This is a genomic window from Sphingomonas sp. BL-S-28, from assembly GCF_055521515.1.
The window spans coordinates 927,798-944,112 of sequence record NZ_CM145483.1; the positions used below are offsets into that span (position 1 = coordinate 927,798).

The 16,315-nt window shown below is 64.6% G+C and carries 17 protein-coding genes and 1 pseudogene; 6 read left to right on the top strand and 12 right to left on the bottom strand.

Translation table 11 applies throughout. The annotated features are described in order from the left end of the window. Positions 1-22 precede the first annotated feature (22 nt). Positions 23-976, bottom strand: coding sequence for an MBL fold metallo-hydrolase (locus ACZ1JC_RS03965; protein ID WP_465139205.1), 954 nt, complete (start codon positions 974-976; stop codon positions 23-25). After that, a complete protein-coding gene (locus ACZ1JC_RS03970; RefSeq protein ID WP_465139204.1) occupies positions 976-2,037 on the bottom strand; it encodes an NHL repeat-containing protein in 1,062 nt (353 codons plus the stop codon). The genes ACZ1JC_RS03965 and ACZ1JC_RS03970 overlap by 1 nt, the downstream gene beginning before the upstream one ends. Positions 2,038-2,332: 295 nt before the next feature. On the opposite strand from ACZ1JC_RS03970, the gene ACZ1JC_RS03975 reads away from it, so the two are divergent. Next, positions 2,333-2,659: a UrcA family protein gene (locus ACZ1JC_RS03975; protein WP_465139203.1), complete on the top strand. Its 327-nt coding sequence runs from the start codon at positions 2,333-2,335 to the stop codon at positions 2,657-2,659. Between the two features lie 319 nt (positions 2,660-2,978). On the opposite strand, the gene ACZ1JC_RS03980 is transcribed toward ACZ1JC_RS03975, so the two are convergent. From ACZ1JC_RS03980 to ACZ1JC_RS03995, 4 genes are read right to left on the bottom strand one after another with little or no spacing between them, the layout of a single operon-like run. Continuing rightward, positions 2,979-4,118, bottom strand: coding sequence for an ABC transporter permease (locus ACZ1JC_RS03980; protein ID WP_465139202.1), 1,140 nt, complete (start codon positions 4,116-4,118; stop codon positions 2,979-2,981). Between the two features lies 1 nt (position 4,119). Beyond that, a complete protein-coding gene (gene rbbA / locus ACZ1JC_RS03985; protein ID WP_465139201.1) occupies positions 4,120-6,855 on the bottom strand; it encodes a ribosome-associated ATPase/putative transporter RbbA in 2,736 nt (911 codons plus the stop codon). A gap of 16 nt (positions 6,856-6,871) precedes the next feature. Continuing rightward, positions 6,872-7,963: an HlyD family secretion protein gene (locus tag ACZ1JC_RS03990; protein ID WP_465139200.1), complete on the bottom strand. Its 1,092-nt coding sequence runs from the start codon at positions 7,961-7,963 to the stop codon at positions 6,872-6,874. Then, positions 7,960-9,372: an efflux transporter outer membrane subunit gene (locus tag ACZ1JC_RS03995; RefSeq protein WP_465169066.1), complete on the bottom strand. Its 1,413-nt coding sequence runs from the start codon at positions 9,370-9,372 to the stop codon at positions 7,960-7,962. The genes ACZ1JC_RS03990 and ACZ1JC_RS03995 overlap by 4 nt, the downstream gene beginning before the upstream one ends. 621 nt (positions 9,373-9,993) lie before the next feature. Between ACZ1JC_RS03995 and ACZ1JC_RS04000 the strand changes: the two genes are divergently transcribed. Both ACZ1JC_RS04000 and ACZ1JC_RS04005 read left to right on the top strand, forming a co-directional pair. Next, complete coding sequence (locus ACZ1JC_RS04000) at positions 9,994-11,229, top strand: glycosyltransferase family 4 protein (protein WP_465139199.1); 1,236 nt, start codon at positions 9,994-9,996, stop codon at positions 11,227-11,229. A 200-nt stretch (positions 11,230-11,429) separates the two neighbouring features. Further along, positions 11,430-12,236 (top strand): glycine zipper 2TM domain-containing protein, encoded by an 807-nt coding sequence (locus ACZ1JC_RS04005; protein WP_465169063.1) that lies wholly within the window; start codon positions 11,430-11,432, stop codon positions 12,234-12,236. Between the two features lie 61 nt (positions 12,237-12,297). Here ACZ1JC_RS04005 and ACZ1JC_RS04010 read toward each other — a convergent pair whose 3' ends face one another. The 3 genes from ACZ1JC_RS04010 to ACZ1JC_RS04020 are packed head-to-tail and all read right to left on the bottom strand — an operon-like array spanning position 12,298 to position 13,581. Next, positions 12,298-12,858, bottom strand: coding sequence for an RNA polymerase sigma factor (locus tag ACZ1JC_RS04010; protein WP_465139197.1), 561 nt, complete (start codon positions 12,856-12,858; stop codon positions 12,298-12,300). Positions 12,859-12,864: 6 nt separating this feature from the next. After that, a complete protein-coding gene (locus ACZ1JC_RS04015) occupies positions 12,865-13,302 on the bottom strand; it encodes a Spy/CpxP family protein refolding chaperone (RefSeq protein WP_465139196.1) in 438 nt (145 codons plus the stop codon). Positions 13,303-13,305: 3 nt separating this feature from the next. After that, positions 13,306-13,581 (bottom strand): hypothetical protein, encoded by a 276-nt coding sequence (locus ACZ1JC_RS04020; protein WP_465139195.1) that lies wholly within the window; start codon positions 13,579-13,581, stop codon positions 13,306-13,308. Positions 13,582-13,772: 191 nt separating this feature from the next. Here ACZ1JC_RS04020 and copC point away from each other — a divergent pair, with 191 nt between their 5' ends. Continuing rightward, positions 13,773-14,156 carry a copper homeostasis periplasmic binding protein CopC gene (gene copC / locus ACZ1JC_RS04025; RefSeq protein ID WP_465139194.1) on the top strand — a complete coding sequence of 128 codons (384 nt, stop codon included), beginning with the start codon at positions 13,773-13,775 and terminating at the stop codon, positions 14,154-14,156. 1 nt (position 14,157) lies between these two features. Here copC and ACZ1JC_RS04030 read toward each other — a convergent pair whose 3' ends face one another. Genes ACZ1JC_RS04030 through ACZ1JC_RS04040 form a run of 3 tightly spaced genes read right to left on the bottom strand, consistent with a single transcriptional unit; the run spans position 14,158 to position 15,108 of the window. Further along, a complete protein-coding gene (locus tag ACZ1JC_RS04030) occupies positions 14,158-14,379 on the bottom strand; it encodes an S-adenosylmethionine decarboxylase family protein (RefSeq protein ID WP_465139193.1) in 222 nt (73 codons plus the stop codon). A gap of 5 nt (positions 14,380-14,384) precedes the next feature. Continuing rightward, positions 14,385-14,765, bottom strand: a complete 381-nt coding sequence (locus tag ACZ1JC_RS04035; RefSeq protein ID WP_465139192.1) for an NAD(P)-binding protein — start codon at positions 14,763-14,765, stop codon at positions 14,385-14,387. Then, complete coding sequence (locus ACZ1JC_RS04040; RefSeq protein WP_465140313.1) at positions 14,755-15,108, bottom strand: hypothetical protein; 354 nt, start codon at positions 15,106-15,108, stop codon at positions 14,755-14,757. Before ACZ1JC_RS04040 ends, ACZ1JC_RS04035 begins: the two co-directional genes overlap by 11 nt. Here ACZ1JC_RS04040 and ACZ1JC_RS04045 point away from each other — a divergent pair. Together ACZ1JC_RS04045 and ACZ1JC_RS04050 are read left to right on the top strand one after the other, a co-directional pair. Then, positions 15,065-15,307 (top strand): annotated as a pseudogene (locus ACZ1JC_RS04045) (recombinase family protein); the annotation flags it as partial. The gene ACZ1JC_RS04040 and the pseudogene ACZ1JC_RS04045 overlap by 44 nt on opposite strands. Positions 15,308-15,310: 3 nt before the next feature. Next, positions 15,311-16,186 carry a recombinase zinc ribbon domain-containing protein gene (locus tag ACZ1JC_RS04050; RefSeq protein WP_465140303.1) on the top strand — a complete coding sequence of 292 codons (876 nt, stop codon included), beginning with the start codon at positions 15,311-15,313 and terminating at the stop codon, positions 16,184-16,186. The last annotated feature ends 129 nt before the right edge of the window (positions 16,187-16,315 follow it).

Below are 16,315 nucleotides of genomic sequence, written 5' to 3' on the forward strand. Positions count from 1 at the left end.
CCCGACCCAAGTCAGCCGAGGATCATCGGGCGGGTCGGGGCGGAAGCGGATAGACGACGAAATCCGCGTGCCGGTCGATCGTCTTCGCTGCGCCGTCGCTGGCGAGTGCCTGCTGAAGCTCACCGATGACGGCCGGCGAAAGGGGCAGGGCATGTTCCGATGGATGGCTAGCAGCCCGCATCGGATAGTCCTGCTGCGGGGAATCGGTCATTTCGATATGCGCGCCCAGCAATGCACGGATGCGATGCGTTTCGGCAAAGGCGGCGATCCGATCTGCGCTGGCGCGAAACTCGGCAAAGTGCTCTGCGGGAATATACAGGCGCCCGGGATAGAGCATGTCTCCCGAAAACAGTAACTGCGTCTTTGTATCGTAAACCATGATGTGCGCGGGTTCGTGGCCCGGCGTCGGCACGATCTCCAGCATGCGCCCGCCCAGATCATAACGGCCGATGCCGTTGGGCCAGTCGGCAATGCCGAAGAAATCCGCGACCTGATTTGGCGCAAGGCCGACGAGCGTCGTATCGGGTCGATCGGCAAATTCGGCGTCGCCGGCGTGATGGTCCCCGTGGCCATGCGAGTGCGCGACTATGAGCTGGACCGGGCGGCCGCCATGCCGCTGGCGCCACGCCGCTATCAGGCGATCGACGGTGGGCCGAATTCGAAGCCCGCCTGCCCCCGTGTCCAGCAACAGCGCGCGATCTTGGCCGAACAGCAGGTAAAGAAACGGCGCCTCGAAATTCGTGCGGACCGACTGGCGGATCACGGCGGTGTCCGCGTCGATCATCTGCACTTGTGTCTCAGGTTCGTTGGCCGTCGTTCCATCGATCCACGGCGCGAAATGCGGCGGTTTGAAGGATTGCGGTGCTGCCCCCACAAGAAGTGCGGCGGCCGCCGGCAGGAACGCGGCGCGCAAAGCTCTACGGCCACGCGGCGAAAGGAATGGGCCGGTGCCGCTGGCCGAAGCCCGCGCGGCCATCACTTCGCATCCCTTTCGGCCGAACAGTCTGCGGGCAACTTCGCCAGCGGAATGCGCGAGACGGTGCCCGAGCGCAGATTGGTGAGCCACACCGCGCCATGGCCGACTCCCAATGAATCGCCGCCTTCCCCCTTCCACTGACACAGCGGCATGCCGCTGCGGGCGTCGATTGCGCTAAGCGGCGTTTTCATCATGGTGGTCCAGACCCGCCCTTCGAAAAAAGCAACGTCCCCGCCATGGCCCGGGGTATCGAGCGCCTGCGCAGGCGCCGCTTCGCGGCGCTTCGCATCGATCCTGGTCAGCGTGCCGTCCCCCTGGTTCAAGGTCCACACCGCCCCGGCCCCTGCTGCCGTGAAGCGCGGGTTCGGACCTACCGGTATGCTGGCAACAACCGCATTCGTTCCGGGATCGACCACGGAGACATCCTGCCCGTCCACATGGGTCACCCAGATCAGCCCTTTGTTGAACACCGGATTGTAGGACCCGGCAGGCACCTGAATGACATGAACGACCGCTCCGGTCTTCGGATCGATGCGTGCCAGTGACCCTTTCCTGTCGGTAACGAGCCAGAGGCTTCCGGCGCCGATGGCCAGGCTGCCTTCACCGGCTGGCGGGCCGACGGTAAACACGGCGCTCAATTGCCGCGTCTTCTGGTCCACTTTGGCCAGTTGCGGCGTCGGCCCGCACAGCGGGATCCAGATACTGCGGCGATCGGCGGACAGCCCAGCGCAAGGACGTCCTGGCAGAGCGATGCTGACGACCGCATTCGTCCTGGGATCGATCTCGTGCACGGCATTCGGCCCCGTACTGCCGACCCAGACCCTGTCGGCAGTGATCGTCACCCAATCGGCGGTGGTGCCGACTTTGATGGTCGCATCGATAACAAGATCCGACATCGCATGGACGGTGGGGCGCGATACGACGCCCGGTGCATGAGCGTCGACCGCCGATTGTGGCGGGGCCGCTTGCACGGCACCGGCGGCGCACCCCAGCGGGACAACGAGGAGAAGGCCCCTGCCGATCGAGTTCGTGAGGTAACGGCAAATACGGGACCTGCTCAAGACATTCGCTCCTTTGTCGTTTTGTCCGGCGAGTGCGGGGAAACAGTCTACGCACGTGGATCCGTCGCACTCGCCGGACTTGGCCAAGTGCGCGGGGCGCCATGCGCGATCGTGATGCCGGGTGTCGGGCAGCCTATCGCGTCGCTCCATACGGTGTTTGACGTAGCACCCCCTATCGGCGCCCGATGAGGCCGCCGGCCGCGCGGCGCCGGCGCGCCGTTGCCATCCGGCGCCCGAAAGTTTATGTGTTAACCAAGGCCGCCACAGATCGGCCGGATATACGCCGGAGATGAACATGCTGAAGGCAACCTTGGCGGTTTTGGCCGCCTGTGCGATCGCCCCTGCCCTGCACGCCGCCGAACCCGTAAATCCGCTGGTCAAGAGCAGCGTCATGATGAGCCTAAGCGGATTGGACCTGACCACGGTTGATGGTCAGCGCCGGCTTGCCATAAGAATGGGACAGGCGGCGCGCGAAGTTTGCGGATCGCGGCTTTCGACGATCCATCTTGCACTCGAAGCGCAAAGCCGGGAATGCCAGGCCGAGGTCAAGGCCGATATCCGGTCGCGGATCGAGCAGCAAACCGCGATGTCGGAGCCCCTCCCCTCGCCCCAATCGAGATGACCGTGCCGCAAGGCGGTGTTGGTCGCAGCTGACCACGATCGAATTGCTGCCGGCTAAAAAACGGAGGTTCGGGCGATAGACCCGAACCCCCGTAGTCTTGTCTGGGTGGGAATATCCAAAAATGTGGCAGGCAATCCGCCCGGCTTCGTGAGGGCGAAGCGCGGTGAACGACCTATCCGGGAAACTCCACTGCGATCATGTTAGCGATCCTGCCATCCGGCACTCTACGTCAAACGCCTTATGGTTCGATCATCGGCGCGGCCTAGGACGGCGCGTTTCGCCGCGGCCCGCACATGGCGGGTACAGGAAACCCAGATACTCAGGCCATCGCGCTGATCGTCGAACGGAAACGGGCCAGCGCGATCGCGAAGAACACCACGCCGATCCCGACGGTCGCAGCGAACTGGGGCCAGACGACATCGAAGCCTGCACCCCGAAACAGAATCGCTTGCCCCAGTTCCACAAAGTGCGTGGTCGGCGCGAAAAGCATCACATCCTGCACCAGCTTCGGCATGGATTCGCGCGGCGTGCTGCCCCCGGAAAGCATCTGGAGCGGCAGCAGTACCAGGATCATCAACATGCCGAACTGCGGCATGTTGCGGGCGATAGTCGCCAGGAAAATGCCCATCGATGTGGTCGAGAACAGCACCAGCCCCGCGCCCGCAAAGAACAGCGGCAGCGATCCGGCGATCGGCACGTGCATCAGCGCCCGCACCACCAGATTCACCGAAAGCGCCGAAGCCAGCAACACCACCAGCGCCATAGACCAGACTTTGGACATCATGATCTCGAACGGCGTCACCGGCATTACCAGCAAGTGCTCGATCGTGCCGTGCTCCCGCTCGCGGATCAGCGCGGCGCCGGTCAGGATGATGGAAAGCATGGCGATCTGGTTGATGATCTGCGCCAAGGCGCCGAACCATGACTTGTTGAGCGTGGGATTGAACCGTGCGCGAATGGCAAGGTCCACTTGCGGAACGGTGTTCGCGCGGTAGCGGTTGACGAATTCGTTCACCTCGCCGTTGACGATCTGCTGGATATAGCCGCTGCCGGTGAAGGCCTGGCTCATGCGCGTGGCATCGGTGTTGAGCTGGATTTCCGCGCCTCTCCCCGCCAGCACGTCGCGCTGGAAGCCGTGGGGAATGTGCAGCACGAACGTGAAATCGCCTGCGTCCATGCCGGGATCGATCTGCTGCGGCACGATCATCCTGGGCACCACGAACTGCGGCGGATAGAACGAGGCGACGATGCGCTGGGAGAGCGGGGAATCGTCCTCGTCCACAATGGCGATGGCGGCGTTGTGCAGCGTTTCCGGCGTGGAATTAGCGGATGTGTAGACCGATACGGTGAACGTGAAGACGATCAGCACCAGCATGATCGGATCGCGCCAAAGGCTCCACAGCTCCTTCACACCCAGCCGGTAGATGTTGGAAATCTTGGAAAAAAGGCGCCCCGGCATATCAGGCCTCCTGCTTCTTGAGGAGCATGATGGCGACGCCGACGATCACCGGCGCCGATATCGCGAGCGGCAGGAACGATCCGGCAAGGTCCGAAAAGCCCAGAGCTTTGGCAAAGACGCCGCGGCTGATCGTGAACATGTGGCTGGCCGGATAGATTTCGCCCATGAACCGCGCACCGCCCTCCATCGAAGAGACCGGATCGGTCATGCCGCCAAAGGTCGTCGCCGGAATCATCGTGCCGATCATCGCCAGGAACATCGCCGCGATCTGGCTGCGCGTCAGGGCGGAGGCAAGCAGACCCATGCCGGTGGCAGAGATGCAATAGATCGTCGCCGCCAGCAGCAGTGTGGGGAAGCTGCCTTTCACCGGCACCCCGAAGATGAAGATCGCCATCAGCACCATCAGCAGGAAATTGATGAGCGCCAGCCCCACGTATGGCGCCTGCTTGCCCAGCATGAATTCGCTGCGGGTAACGGGGGTGACGTAGAGGTTGATGATCGATCCGATCTCCTTCTCCCGCACCACCGCCAGCGCCGTCAGCATGGCGGGCAGCATCAGCAGCAGCAACGGGATGACCAGAGGCACCATGGCCGGCAGGCTCTGCACATCGGGGTTGTAGAGAAAGCGGTTTTCCAGAGAGAAGACGCCGCTGGTCGATCCCGTGCGGCTGCGCACCTGCTCGGTCAGCCAGTGCTGGTGCAGGCCCTGGATATAGCCCTGCACCGTTTCCGCCCGGCCAGGATTGGCGCCGTCGAACCAGACGCCCACGGTCACGTCGCGCCCCGCGCGGACGTCTCGCCCGAAGCCCGGCGGAATCTCGATTCCCAATGCCAGTTCGCCATTCTGCAGCCGCCGCTCCAGATCGTCGTAATCGCGGATCGGCGCGTGTTCCTTGAAGTAGTCCGAGCCCGAGATATCCAGCGCGTAGTTCTGGCTCAGCAGGCTGCCATCGCGGTCCATCACGGCGTAGGACAGTTCGTTGATATCGGTGGTCATGCCGAAGCCGATCACCAGCATCAGGATCAGCGACCCCGCCAGCGCCAGCGTGGCGCGCACCGGATCGCGCTGCAATTCCAGCGTTTCGCGCCAGGCATACGTCAGGCAGCGCTGGAGGCTGAAGGCGCCGCCGGTATCGGGATGCGATGGCTCTCCGGACAGCGCCGGCGCGCCTTCCTGCGGGCTGCGGGTATCGCCGCCTGCCTCCACCAGATAGCCGATGAACGCCTCTTCCAGATCCTTCGCCCCGCGCTTGTCGATGAGCCGCTGCGGCGTATCGCTGTCCAGCACTTTGCCTGCATGCATCATCGACATGCGATCGCAGCGCATCGCCTCGTTCATGAAGTGGGTGGAGATGAAGATCGTCACCTTGTCCCGCCGCGACAGTTCCACCAGCAGCCGCCAGAAGGAATCGCGCGCCACCGGATCGACGCCCGATGTCGGCTCGTCCAGGATCAACAGGTCCGGCTTGTGGACCATGGCGACGGCAAGGCTGAGGCGTTGGCGCATGCCCAGCGGCAGGCTTTCGGGCAGTTCCTCCAGCACATGGGTCAGGTCGAACCGTTCCACCATTTCGGTGACGCGCGCGGGAATTTCGGCGGCGGGCACATGGAACAGGCGCGCGTGAAGTTCCAGATTCTGCCGCACCGTCAGTTCGCCATAGAGCGAGAAGGCCTGGCTCATGTAACCGACGCGGCGGCGGGTGGAGATATCGCTGGAATCGACCTCCTTGCCGAACAGCCAGGCCTTGCCCTCGCTGGCGGGCAGCAGGCCGGTGAGCATCTTCATCGTCGTGGACTTGCCGCAGCCGTTGGAGCCGAGAAAGCCGAAGATCTCACCCCGGCGAATACGGAAGCTGACGTGATCGACCGCGGTGAAATCGCCGAAGCGCATGGTCAGCCCCTGCGCCTCGATGGCGATGTCGTTCTCGTCCGCCTCCAGCGGCGGGATCACCACTGCGCTGTGCCCGCGCTTCTTCTCCTCGGGCAGCAGCGCGATGAAAGCCTCTTCCAGCGAAGTGGTGCCGGTGCGGTCGAAGATTTCCTGCGGGGTGCCGGTGTCGAGCACATTGCCGTCGTCCATCGCCACCAGCCAGTCGAAACGCTGCGCCTCGTCCATATAGGCGGTGGCGACGATCACGCTCATCTGCGCCTGCGTCTTGCGGATATCGGTGATGAGATCCCAGAACTGCGCGCGGGCAAGCGGATCGACGCCGGTGGTCGGCTCATCCAGGATCAGCAGGTCCGGATCGTGGATCAGCGCGCAGCACAGGCCCAGCTTCTGCTTCATCCCGCCCGACAGCTTACCCGCTGGGCGCGCCAGGAACGGATCGAGCCCCGTCGCGCGCGTCAGTTCGTCGATCCGGCGGCGGCGCTCCGGCCCGTCATGCCCGAACAGGCGGCCGAAGAACTGGAGATTCTCTTCCACCGAAAGCGTGGGGTAGAGGTTTTTGCCCAGCCCCTGCGGCATGTAGGCGATGCGTGGGCAGACATCGAGGCGGTGCTTGCGATCACGCATGTCGCCGCCCAGCACCCGCACCTCGCCCTGCTGTACCACCCGTGCACCTGAAATCAGCGAGAGCAGGCTGGACTTGCCGACGCCGTCCGGCCCGATCATGCCGATCATCAGGCCGGCGGGAATGTCCAGATCGATGCCGCGCAGGGCCTCCGTCTTGCCGTAGCGCGTCCAGACGCCCCTGACGCGGACGACCGGTTCGGCGGAACCCGGTGGAGCGGCCATGCTCACGCTCCCTCGCTCATGGGCCCTTCTGCTGCGGCGCCAGCGCGCCCCTGAGTTGCAGCGAGGCCGGCCATTCCGCTCTGGAATCGATCTTCACATAGGCCATGCCCGGCAGGCCGGTCTTCACCAGGCTCATGTAACGGCGCAGCAGCGCAGGATCGATGCGGGCGCGCACGCGGAACATCATCTTCTCGCGCTCGCTCTGGGTTTCCACGGTCTTCGGTGTGAACTGGGCGACATCGGCCACGAAGCTGATCCGCGCCGGGATCGGGTTGTCGGGCAAGGCATCCAGCACGATCCGCGCCTCGCTGCCGATGCCCAGGCGTCCGGCCGCGGTGGCGGGCAGGAAGAAGGTCATCGTCACATCCGTCAGATCGACCAGACTGACCACGCGGCCGCCGCCGCTGACCACCTCACCCGGCTGAGCGATGCGGAACTGCACGCGGCCGTCGCGCGGGGAGCGCAAGGTGGCATCGTTGATATCGGCCTCGATCCGCTGGATCGTCGCGCGCGTGGCTTCCACGCGGGAGGCAGAGCCGATCACCTGATTGCGCGCATTGGTCACCGCCACTTCGGCTGAGGCGACTTGCGCCCGTGCGGCCTCCACGGCGGCCGAGGCGCCCTCCACTTGCGCGGCATCGTCATCGCGCTCCTGCGCCGAAGTCGCCCCTTCGCGCGACAAAGTATCGGACCGGCCGAGCCGCTTGCGCGAGGCGTTGAGTTCGGCCAGCCGCTGGCGCACCACGGCATCGGCGGCGGCTTTCTCGGCCTGCCGCTGCGCCACTTGCGTCTGCGAGACCAGCACGGTGTTCTGCGCCTCCGCCAGTTGCGCCTCCGCCTCGGTTTTCTGGGCGTTGAGCACGTCCACATCCATGTGGGCAATCACGTCGCCGGCCTTTACCGTCTGCCCTTCATCCACGACGATATCGCGGATGCGCCCGGCGGACTTGCTGGCAATATCGATCTCGGTCGCCTCCAGCCGCCCGTTGCCGCCCACGATGCCTTCCGGCAGGCCCGATGGCGTCAGCAGCTTGTAGAGTGCGAAAGCCGCCGCGATCACGGCCGCGAGGATCAACCCCCTGACGATCCAGGTCTTGTTCATCGTCACTGCCCCTCTTGGCTGGCCGGCGTTGCGGCGGGCGTCTCGAACGGCCGGTTGGCGGGAAAGCCGCCGCCCAGCGCGGAATAGAGCGAGACCACGCTCGCCAGTTCGGCGCGGCGCAATTGCACCAGCGCCTGTTCGGCATCGAAAAGATCGCGCTGCGCATCCAGCACTTCGAGATAGGTCGAGCGGCCGTTGTCGAAGCGAAGCTGCGCCAGCCGCGCGCGTTCGCGCTGCGCCTCCACCAGCGCGCGCGTGGTGACGATCTGTTTGGCCAGTTGCTGGCGCCGCACCAGCGCGTCGGAAACGTCGCGGAAGGCGGACTGAATGGTCTTTTCGTAAGTGGCCACCGCCTGATCGCGGCGCGCCTCTGCCACATCCAGATTGCCTTTCAGCCGCCCGGCGTTGAAAATCGGCATGACGATCTGCGGCGCGAAGTTCCACGCCTGACTGCCGCCTGCGAACAATCCCGCGAGGTCCGAGCTGGAGGTGCCGAAAGCGCCGGTCAGGCTGATATTGGGAAAGAACGCCGCCCGCGCCGCGCCGATATTGGCGTTGGCGGCACGCAACTGGTGTTCGGCCGAGACGATATCCGGCCGGTTCACCAGCAATTCGGACGGCAGGCCGGTCGGCAAGGTGAAATCGGGAAAATCGCCGGTCAGCCCCAGCGATCCCGGCGCGATCTCCACCGGCGCGCCGACCAGCAGCGCCAGCGCATTGCGGTTGACGCCCCGCTCCTGCTCCAGCGCGTCCAGCGTGGTCTGGGCCTGCGCCAGCAGCACTTGCGACTGCGCCATGTCCAGCTTGTTGCCCGATCCCACCTCATAACGGCGGCGCATGATCCGCAGCGTTTCCTCGCGCGTGGTGATCGACTGGCGGGCGAGTTCGGCGCGTTCCTCGTACTCGCGCTCCAGCAGGTAACCCAGCGCCACTTGCGAGACGAGATCGGTGGCGACGGCGCGGCGCGATTCCTCACTGGCGAGGTACTGTTCGCGCGCTGCATCGCGCAGATTGCGCAAGCGGCCCCAGAAATCGATTTCCCAACTGGCGCTGAGCTGCGCGGTAACCTGCTTCAGATCGGCGTACTGATCGGTGCCCGTCACCAGCGTGCGCCCCCGCGTGCCGCTGCCCACGGCGTCGAGCTGGGGATAGAGCGCAGCCCCTTCGATCCGCCAGGCACCGCGCGCCTCGGCCACGCGCGCGGATGCCAGGCGGATATCGCGATTGTTGGCCAAGGCCTGCCCGATCAGCGCCTGCAATTGCGGTTCACGGAAGAAGGCATGCCAATCGAGCGCAGCGATGGAGCGTCCCTCTGCATTGCCCGGAAAGCGTTCCGGCACCGGCAATGGCGGCTGCGCGTAAGGCGGCGCGAAAGAACATGCGGACAAGCTAATGCAAAGCGCCAATTGCACCACCGCGGCCCGCGCAGGCTGAAGCCTGTTGGGGACGGTCTGGGAAATGCCCTGGAAGCTAATTTCGTTCGGCACTGCTGAATACGCGTCGCGCGAATTTCCGGACGGTCTCCAAGGTGCCCGCAAGTTAAAAAGCACCAGAATCCCCTTTTTGCGCTGCATGCAAGACAACGCCGAAAACGGCGCTTATGGGATCTGAGAAATGACGCGAACCATTACCGGAATGGTCTTGAACAGACCGTCATCGCTCTGGATTGCATGGCATTTATAGGAGTAAGCGGATCGCACCGTCAATCGATACTTCACATCGACACAATAGCGGGACGCATCCTTTCACACCAACTTGCATCGGCCCTGAGACAAGCGGCATGACAATCGGCAGCCATTTGTCCAGCCGCTCATTTGAATGCGCCGTTCGCTCCCGCGTAAAGGATTTTATCGCCGCCTTGGCCCGTACGGGATGCCGAGAGGGGACTACCATGGATAAAGCGGAGTAACTCTCTTGGCGGCAACGAATAATCGGCCCGTTCGGGTGTAAATAGGGCATTCGGCCGAGCAATGCTGAGTGCGGATCGCACGAAAACGTGCGGCCGACCTGGAAGCTAGGGGAGGTTCCGAACGACAATGGCAATGACGTACCCATCGCAAGGCATTCAGAATGCGGCCACAAAACCCGGGGCCCATCCTGCCTTTCCGGAACGCAAGCGGGTTGCCCTGGTGCTCTCCGGACTGACCGCTGGCGGGGCCGAACGCGTTGCGAACATCATTGCCGATGTACTCGACCGGCGTGGCTGGCAGATCAGCGTGATCTGCTTCGCGGAATCGGATAGCCCGTCATACTACCGCTACCCCGCCAATGTGGATGTCGTACGGCTCGACCTTCCGCCGCGGCGGCAGTCGGCCCTGGCCAGCAAAGTCTCGGCAATCCGGCGCGCCTTGCGACTTCGCCGGGCGCTGGATGCGGCGGCGCCCGATGTGGTCGTCAGCTTCCTGACGCGCACCAACGTTCTCACGCTTCTCGCCGGATTGGGTAAGAAAACCCCCATCATCGTGTCGGAGCGCAACAATCCCAAAGAACAATCGGTGGGGCCTGTCTGGTCCTGGTTGCGAACGCGGCTCTATCCGCGCGCCTTCGGGCTTGTGACCATGACCAAAGGCGCGATGGAGTGCTTCCCCCCGGCCATGCGCCCGCGCCAATGGGTCATACCCAATCCCGTGCTGTGCTTCGAACGCCACAACACGCCCGCGCCAAACGGTAAGTCTATCGCCGCCGTTGGCCGCCTGGTGCACCAGAAAGGCTTCGACCTGCTGCTCCATGCCTTTGCCGAGATCGCCGGCGAGTATCCGGAATGGAACCTGGTCATCTGGGGGAAAGGCCCGGAGCGGGCGAAACTGGAAGACATGGCGGATCGACTGGGCCTGCACGGCCGCGTGCGTTTTGCCGGGGTCAGCGAACGTCCGGGCGGATGGGTCGACCATACCGATATCTTCGTGATGAGTTCGCGGTACGAAGGTTGGGGCAATGCCTTGGCCGAGGCGCTGGCCGCCGGCATTCCATCCATCTCCTTCGATTGCCAATGGGGCCCGGGGGAGTTGATCGACCAGAACGTCAATGGATTGCTGGTTCCGCCCGAGGACATCGAAGCGCTCGCCCGGAATATGCGGGAATTGATGCGCGATCCGGAATTGCGCCGGCGCCTTGCCGACAATGCCAGAGCGATCGCGGAATCGTTTTCCGCCAGCAGCGTGGTCGATGCCTGGGAAAAGGTCATGGTGGAAGCGCTGGACAGCGGCACCAGCGAGATGTCCCGGCGCGTCGCTCCCATCAGCCGGATCAACAGCGCGATTCCGGGGATTTAGAGCCCATTGAAGCTATGTTCCGGGACATTGCCGTTCGGCATGAGTCCTGTCCCGGCGTGAGCGTTCCGGCGATAGCGGACAGGGAAGCGGCAACCGCGACATTTCGTTACATTTTAGAACATTCCATCGCATCTCCCGTCAGCGGCAGTTCACACTGGAAATGACACATTCGGTGTTAGAAACTCGACGGGACAAGTGACATGGCTGGCAGTCTGCAAAAAGCGGGAGCATACGTGATGATGGCGGTGGTTGCGGTTGCGACGCCGCTTGCCGCCGCTTCGGCGCAGGACTACCCGCCGCCCGAAGCGCCGGAGGCCTATCCCCCGCCTCCCGGTTCTCCCTATCAGGGCCAATATCAGGATCAGTATCAGGGCGATTACGGCCAGCCTTATGCGCCGTCTGCACCGCCGCCGCCGGACAGCTACGCCGCGGTCGCCCCGCGCGGATACGACGGATCGCAGCCGCCGCCACCGCCGCCGGGCTACCAGCCGGACCCGGCCTATGCCCAGCAGATCGATCAGGATCGCTACTACGAAGCCCATGCCGAGGATTGGGCGCAGCGCTATTGCATACGTTCCGGCAGCAATGCCGGCTCGGGCGCCTTGATCGGCGGCCTGCTGGGCGCGTTGCTGGGATCAAGCGTGGCCGGCAGGCATGATCGCGGCGCGGGCGCCGTGGTGGGCGGCGCCATGGGCGCAGTCGGCGGCGCGGCCGTCGGCAGCACGAGCGGCGGCGACACCAGCCCGGGCTGCCCGCCCGGATATGTCGTGCGCGCGCAGGCCCCCGCCTTCTATTACGAAGGCTACGGCGCCCCCTATTACTATGCCGCACCGGCCTGGTATCGCCCCTGGATCTTCATCGACAACCGGTGGACCTACCGGCCCTATCCCTATCGCACGTGGTATTACGGCCACTATGGCTACGGCCGTCCGGGATACGGCTATCCCCGCGGCTACCGTGGCTATCGCGGCGGGTATCACGGCCCTTACGGTTACCATCGCCGCTGAGCGAAATCGCAGCGGTGCCAATTGGCGTGAAGGTGCGGTGGATGCCGCACTTTCACGCGGATCACTCTCGCGCCGTCAGGTACGACAATTTCTGCCGAGCGCGATAGATGCGGGTTTCCACGGACTTGCGGCTGATACCAAGGATCGCGGCGGCCGCTTCCTGAGTCAGCCCCTCCAACGCGCACAGCAGCAACGGTTCCTTCAGAGCGGCGGGCAGCGCCGCAATCCCGGCGTGGATCCGCGCGACCTCATCGCACGAGGCAAGCGTCTGTTCGGGATCCTGCCCCTCGTCGGCGACATGACCGGCGTGCTCCATCGGCAGCGCGAAGGCGAAGAAGCGGCGCACTTTGCGACGCCTTGCCCAATCGTGACATTTGTTGAGCGCAATGCGCAGGATCCAGGCCCGGAACGGTCGCGCCGGATCATAGCGGCGCAGCGCGAGGAAGGCGGCGACGAAGCTTTCCTGCGTCACGTCCAGAGCGTCCGCCTCGTTGCCGAGGTGACCCCGAACCATGCGGAATACGGCATCGCGATGGCCGTCCATCAGCGCGATGAAACCCGCCTGGCGCCCGGCAAGCGCCGCCGAGACCGCCGCGGGCTCATCCAGTTCCGGCGCGGCCACGCCCGTTCAGTCCTGCGGCTTGGTCAGGGCCTCGGCGACGGCCTTGTCGAAGCGCGCGGTCTGGTCGGGCCGCAGCACCGCGCGCATCGCGAAGAGGTGTTGCAAGGTCGCCTTCTGCAATTCGCCCATCGCCACGTGCGATCGGTCGACCGCCTTTTCCACGTCGGGGCCGTAGGCATGTTCATGGTCGATGGCCTGGGCCAGATCGGCATTGGCGGCGCGCAATTCGCCTTCAAGCTGGCTGCGGCGCGCGGCGAAGCCCTGTTCCAGCGCGTCGATCCGCTGCCGCTGCCCGGCATCGAGATCGAGTTCGCGATGAAGCAGGGTGTGGATCCGGCTTTCCTCGGGCTTGTCCGCCCGCAATTTCTGCCCGACCCAAAGTGCACCTAGAGCGACCAGAAAGGCCGCAAGGGCGACCAGAACGTACCCGCGCAGATTCCGCATGGATCAGGACGCCAGCAGGTGCGACGGCGCCGCCGCCGGCAGGCCGAACAGCGTTTCGGTATCGGCATGGTCCCGCTGGAACGCCGACGCCGGAAGCGCCAGACCGCCCCCCAGCCCGACGACCGCCGCCACGCCGCAAGCCAGTGCCAGCCCGCGCCGCCCCACCATGCGATCGCGCCCGGCGGCCAGTCCAGACAGGACCGCATCGTCGATCGCACCAAGCGATGCGGGCAGCGGTTCGCCGCGCAGCAATGCGAACATTTCGTCCACTTCGTTCATCGGCTCTTTCCCGTCTGCCTGACCATTACGGCCGCCTCGGCTGCCCATACGCATGGGCCTGCCCGCATCCCTCGGCCACCCACGCAAAAAAAATCGCGGGGCGCACAAGGGATGCCGTGCCGCCCTGCGTATGGGTTCCTGCAAGTCCGGGCAAGCTGGTTCACCCGGATCACGAAACCGGAGTTTCTCCCATGCGCCGCCTTACCCCCGCCCTGCTTGCCCCCACCCTGCTTGCATTCGCCGCCCTGCCCTCGGCTGCGTTTGCCAAGCCGGGGCTGGTGAGCGCCACGCCAGCCGCCAATTCGGCCGTGACCAAGCCCACCTCCATCGCGCTGACCTTCTCCGAAGACCTTGTGGCCCCGCTCTCGGGCATCGATCTGGTGATGACGGCCATGCCCGGCATGGCGGACCACAAGCCGATGCCGATCAAGGGCATCGCCGCCAAGGCCAACGGCAAGACCTTGACCATCGCCCTGCCGCGCCCGTTGCCGACCGGCACCTACCAGCTGACGTGGCACGCTGCCGCCGCCGACCAGCAACGCGTAGAGGGCAGCTATAGCTTCACCGTCCGCTGACTCATGGAACCCGTTCTGCGTGAGCCCCCGGCTCGCGCGGAACCGGCAGCCCGAACCGGGTAATCGCCTGCTGGCGGCGGATAGTGCCGTGCAGCAGTCTGCGGATCACCGCCAGCCCCGCCTCGGCATCCGCCTCCACGCCGCAGACGAAGAGGTCGACCGCCGCCATGCCGTGTTCCGGCCAGGTGTGGATCGAGATGTGCGATTCCGCGAGCAAAGCCACGCCCGTCACGCCTTCGCCTCGCGATTGGGCACCGGCAGGTAATGCGCGCCCAGCGGATAGGCGCTCACGGCATTGCGGCCGCACCTCGCATTGCCGCCTGTGTGGTCTTCCAGTTCGAACAGGGCGAAGCGATCGAACCTCGCCTCGGCCAGTCGCCAGCCTGCCGCAAGGCCAGCCGCGCCGCCACCGGCGATCAGGACGTCGATCTCCTCCACCGGTCCCTCAGGCGAGGGCAAGCGCCGGTCGCGCAGTAAGTGGCCGCGCTGCCAGTCGGCTCCGCTGAGGTCGCCTGCGAAAGCCGTTTCGCCGCAACCGCCCAGCATCGCCGCTCCGGCTGCAAGCGTACCACCGGCCAATAGCTGCCGCCGGGTCGGCTCAGCCTTCATACTTGCCCCATTCCTCGGCAAAGCTGCGCACGAGGGCCTGATTGTCCAGCCGGTTCACCGGGGTCGGGCGGCGCGCCATGTCGGGCGGAAAGTCGAACATCGCGCGTTCGCTCGACGCGGTCAGGAACCGCAGGCCATGCGGCAGCGTCACCGCGTCGGTCAGCGGGCGATGCGCCGCCAGCGTGAAGCCCCATTCGCCGAAGCTGGGTACATAGGCATGGTATCCGCGCGCGGAGAGCCCGGCCGCTTCCAGCGTGCTCGCCACCGTCCAATAGGAACGCGGGGCGATCAGCGGCGATGTGCTCCGCACCGTCATCACCCCCTCGGGCGCGAGGCGGCTCAACGCAGAGAGAGTTCCCGGCCCATTTGGTAAGCTCTGGGGGGCCACTACACTACGCGGACACACCAAGCGCGGAACTGGCATCCTTAACAACGAACTCTACATCGGCCGGCTCATCTGGAATCGTCAGCGCTATCTCAAGAATCCTCAGACGGGTCGGCGCGTCTCCCGCCTCAATCCCGAATCCGAGTGGATTACAACAGAAGTGCCCGAGCTGCGAATTCTCGATGACGACTTGTGGCAAGCCGTGAAGGCGCGCCAAACCTCGCAGCGAATTGACTACGAAAGCGCAAACCTGGGAGCGGAACTCCAGATGAAGCGCCGTCCAAAGTCGCTGTTATCCGGTCTGCTGGTCTGCGGCACATGTAATGGTCCAGTCTCAATGCGCGGACAGAATCGCTTCGGGTGCTCGGCGCATTTACGTCGGCGTTCGTGCACAAACGCTCGCACCATCAATCGCGAAGTGTTGGAGGCGCGGGTTCTCGAAGGCCTACGCCACCGATTGATGGCCCCGGAAATAGTCGCCGAAGCAGTCCATGCCTATGTCGAGGAGACCAATCGCCTGAACCAACAGCAGCGCGCAGCCGGAGCTGCTGACAAGGCGGAACTTAAAAAGGTCGTGAAGGCCATCGAGCGCCTGGTGAACATGGCAGCCGATGGCGATGCCACCCGAGGTTTGGTCGACAAGCTATTAGCGCTGGAAGCGCAGGAAGATGCCATACGGGCGCGGATGAGCGATGCGCCTTATGTTGCCCCGGATATCCATCCCAACATCGCCAAGTTCTACCACAAGAAAGTTGAGCGCCTATCCGAGGCGCTTCGTCATTCCTCTGAACGAGACGAGGCCGCATGCGCCATTCGCGGTCTGATCGAGCGCGTCATGCTGTTTCCCGGAGCTAAACGCGGCGAGATGACTGCCACGCTTCACGGCGAGTTCGGAGCTATTATGGAATGGGCATCACAACACGAAACGGCCGGAATGGCCTTCATATCCGGATCTGTTGCTACGCCAATGTCGGTATCGGTGGTTGCGGGGGCTGGATTTGGCCGATCCCGACATTCGCTCACTGCCGTGATCTAACCATCCTGGGCCGCAGCGGGACGTATGCCTAGCCACAAAGCTCGGGTGAACTGTGCACAGCCGTTGGCGGGATGACATTGCTGACCTGTGTGGCTCGCTATAGTTCTCTCAGCGGAATTCAGTCATCAC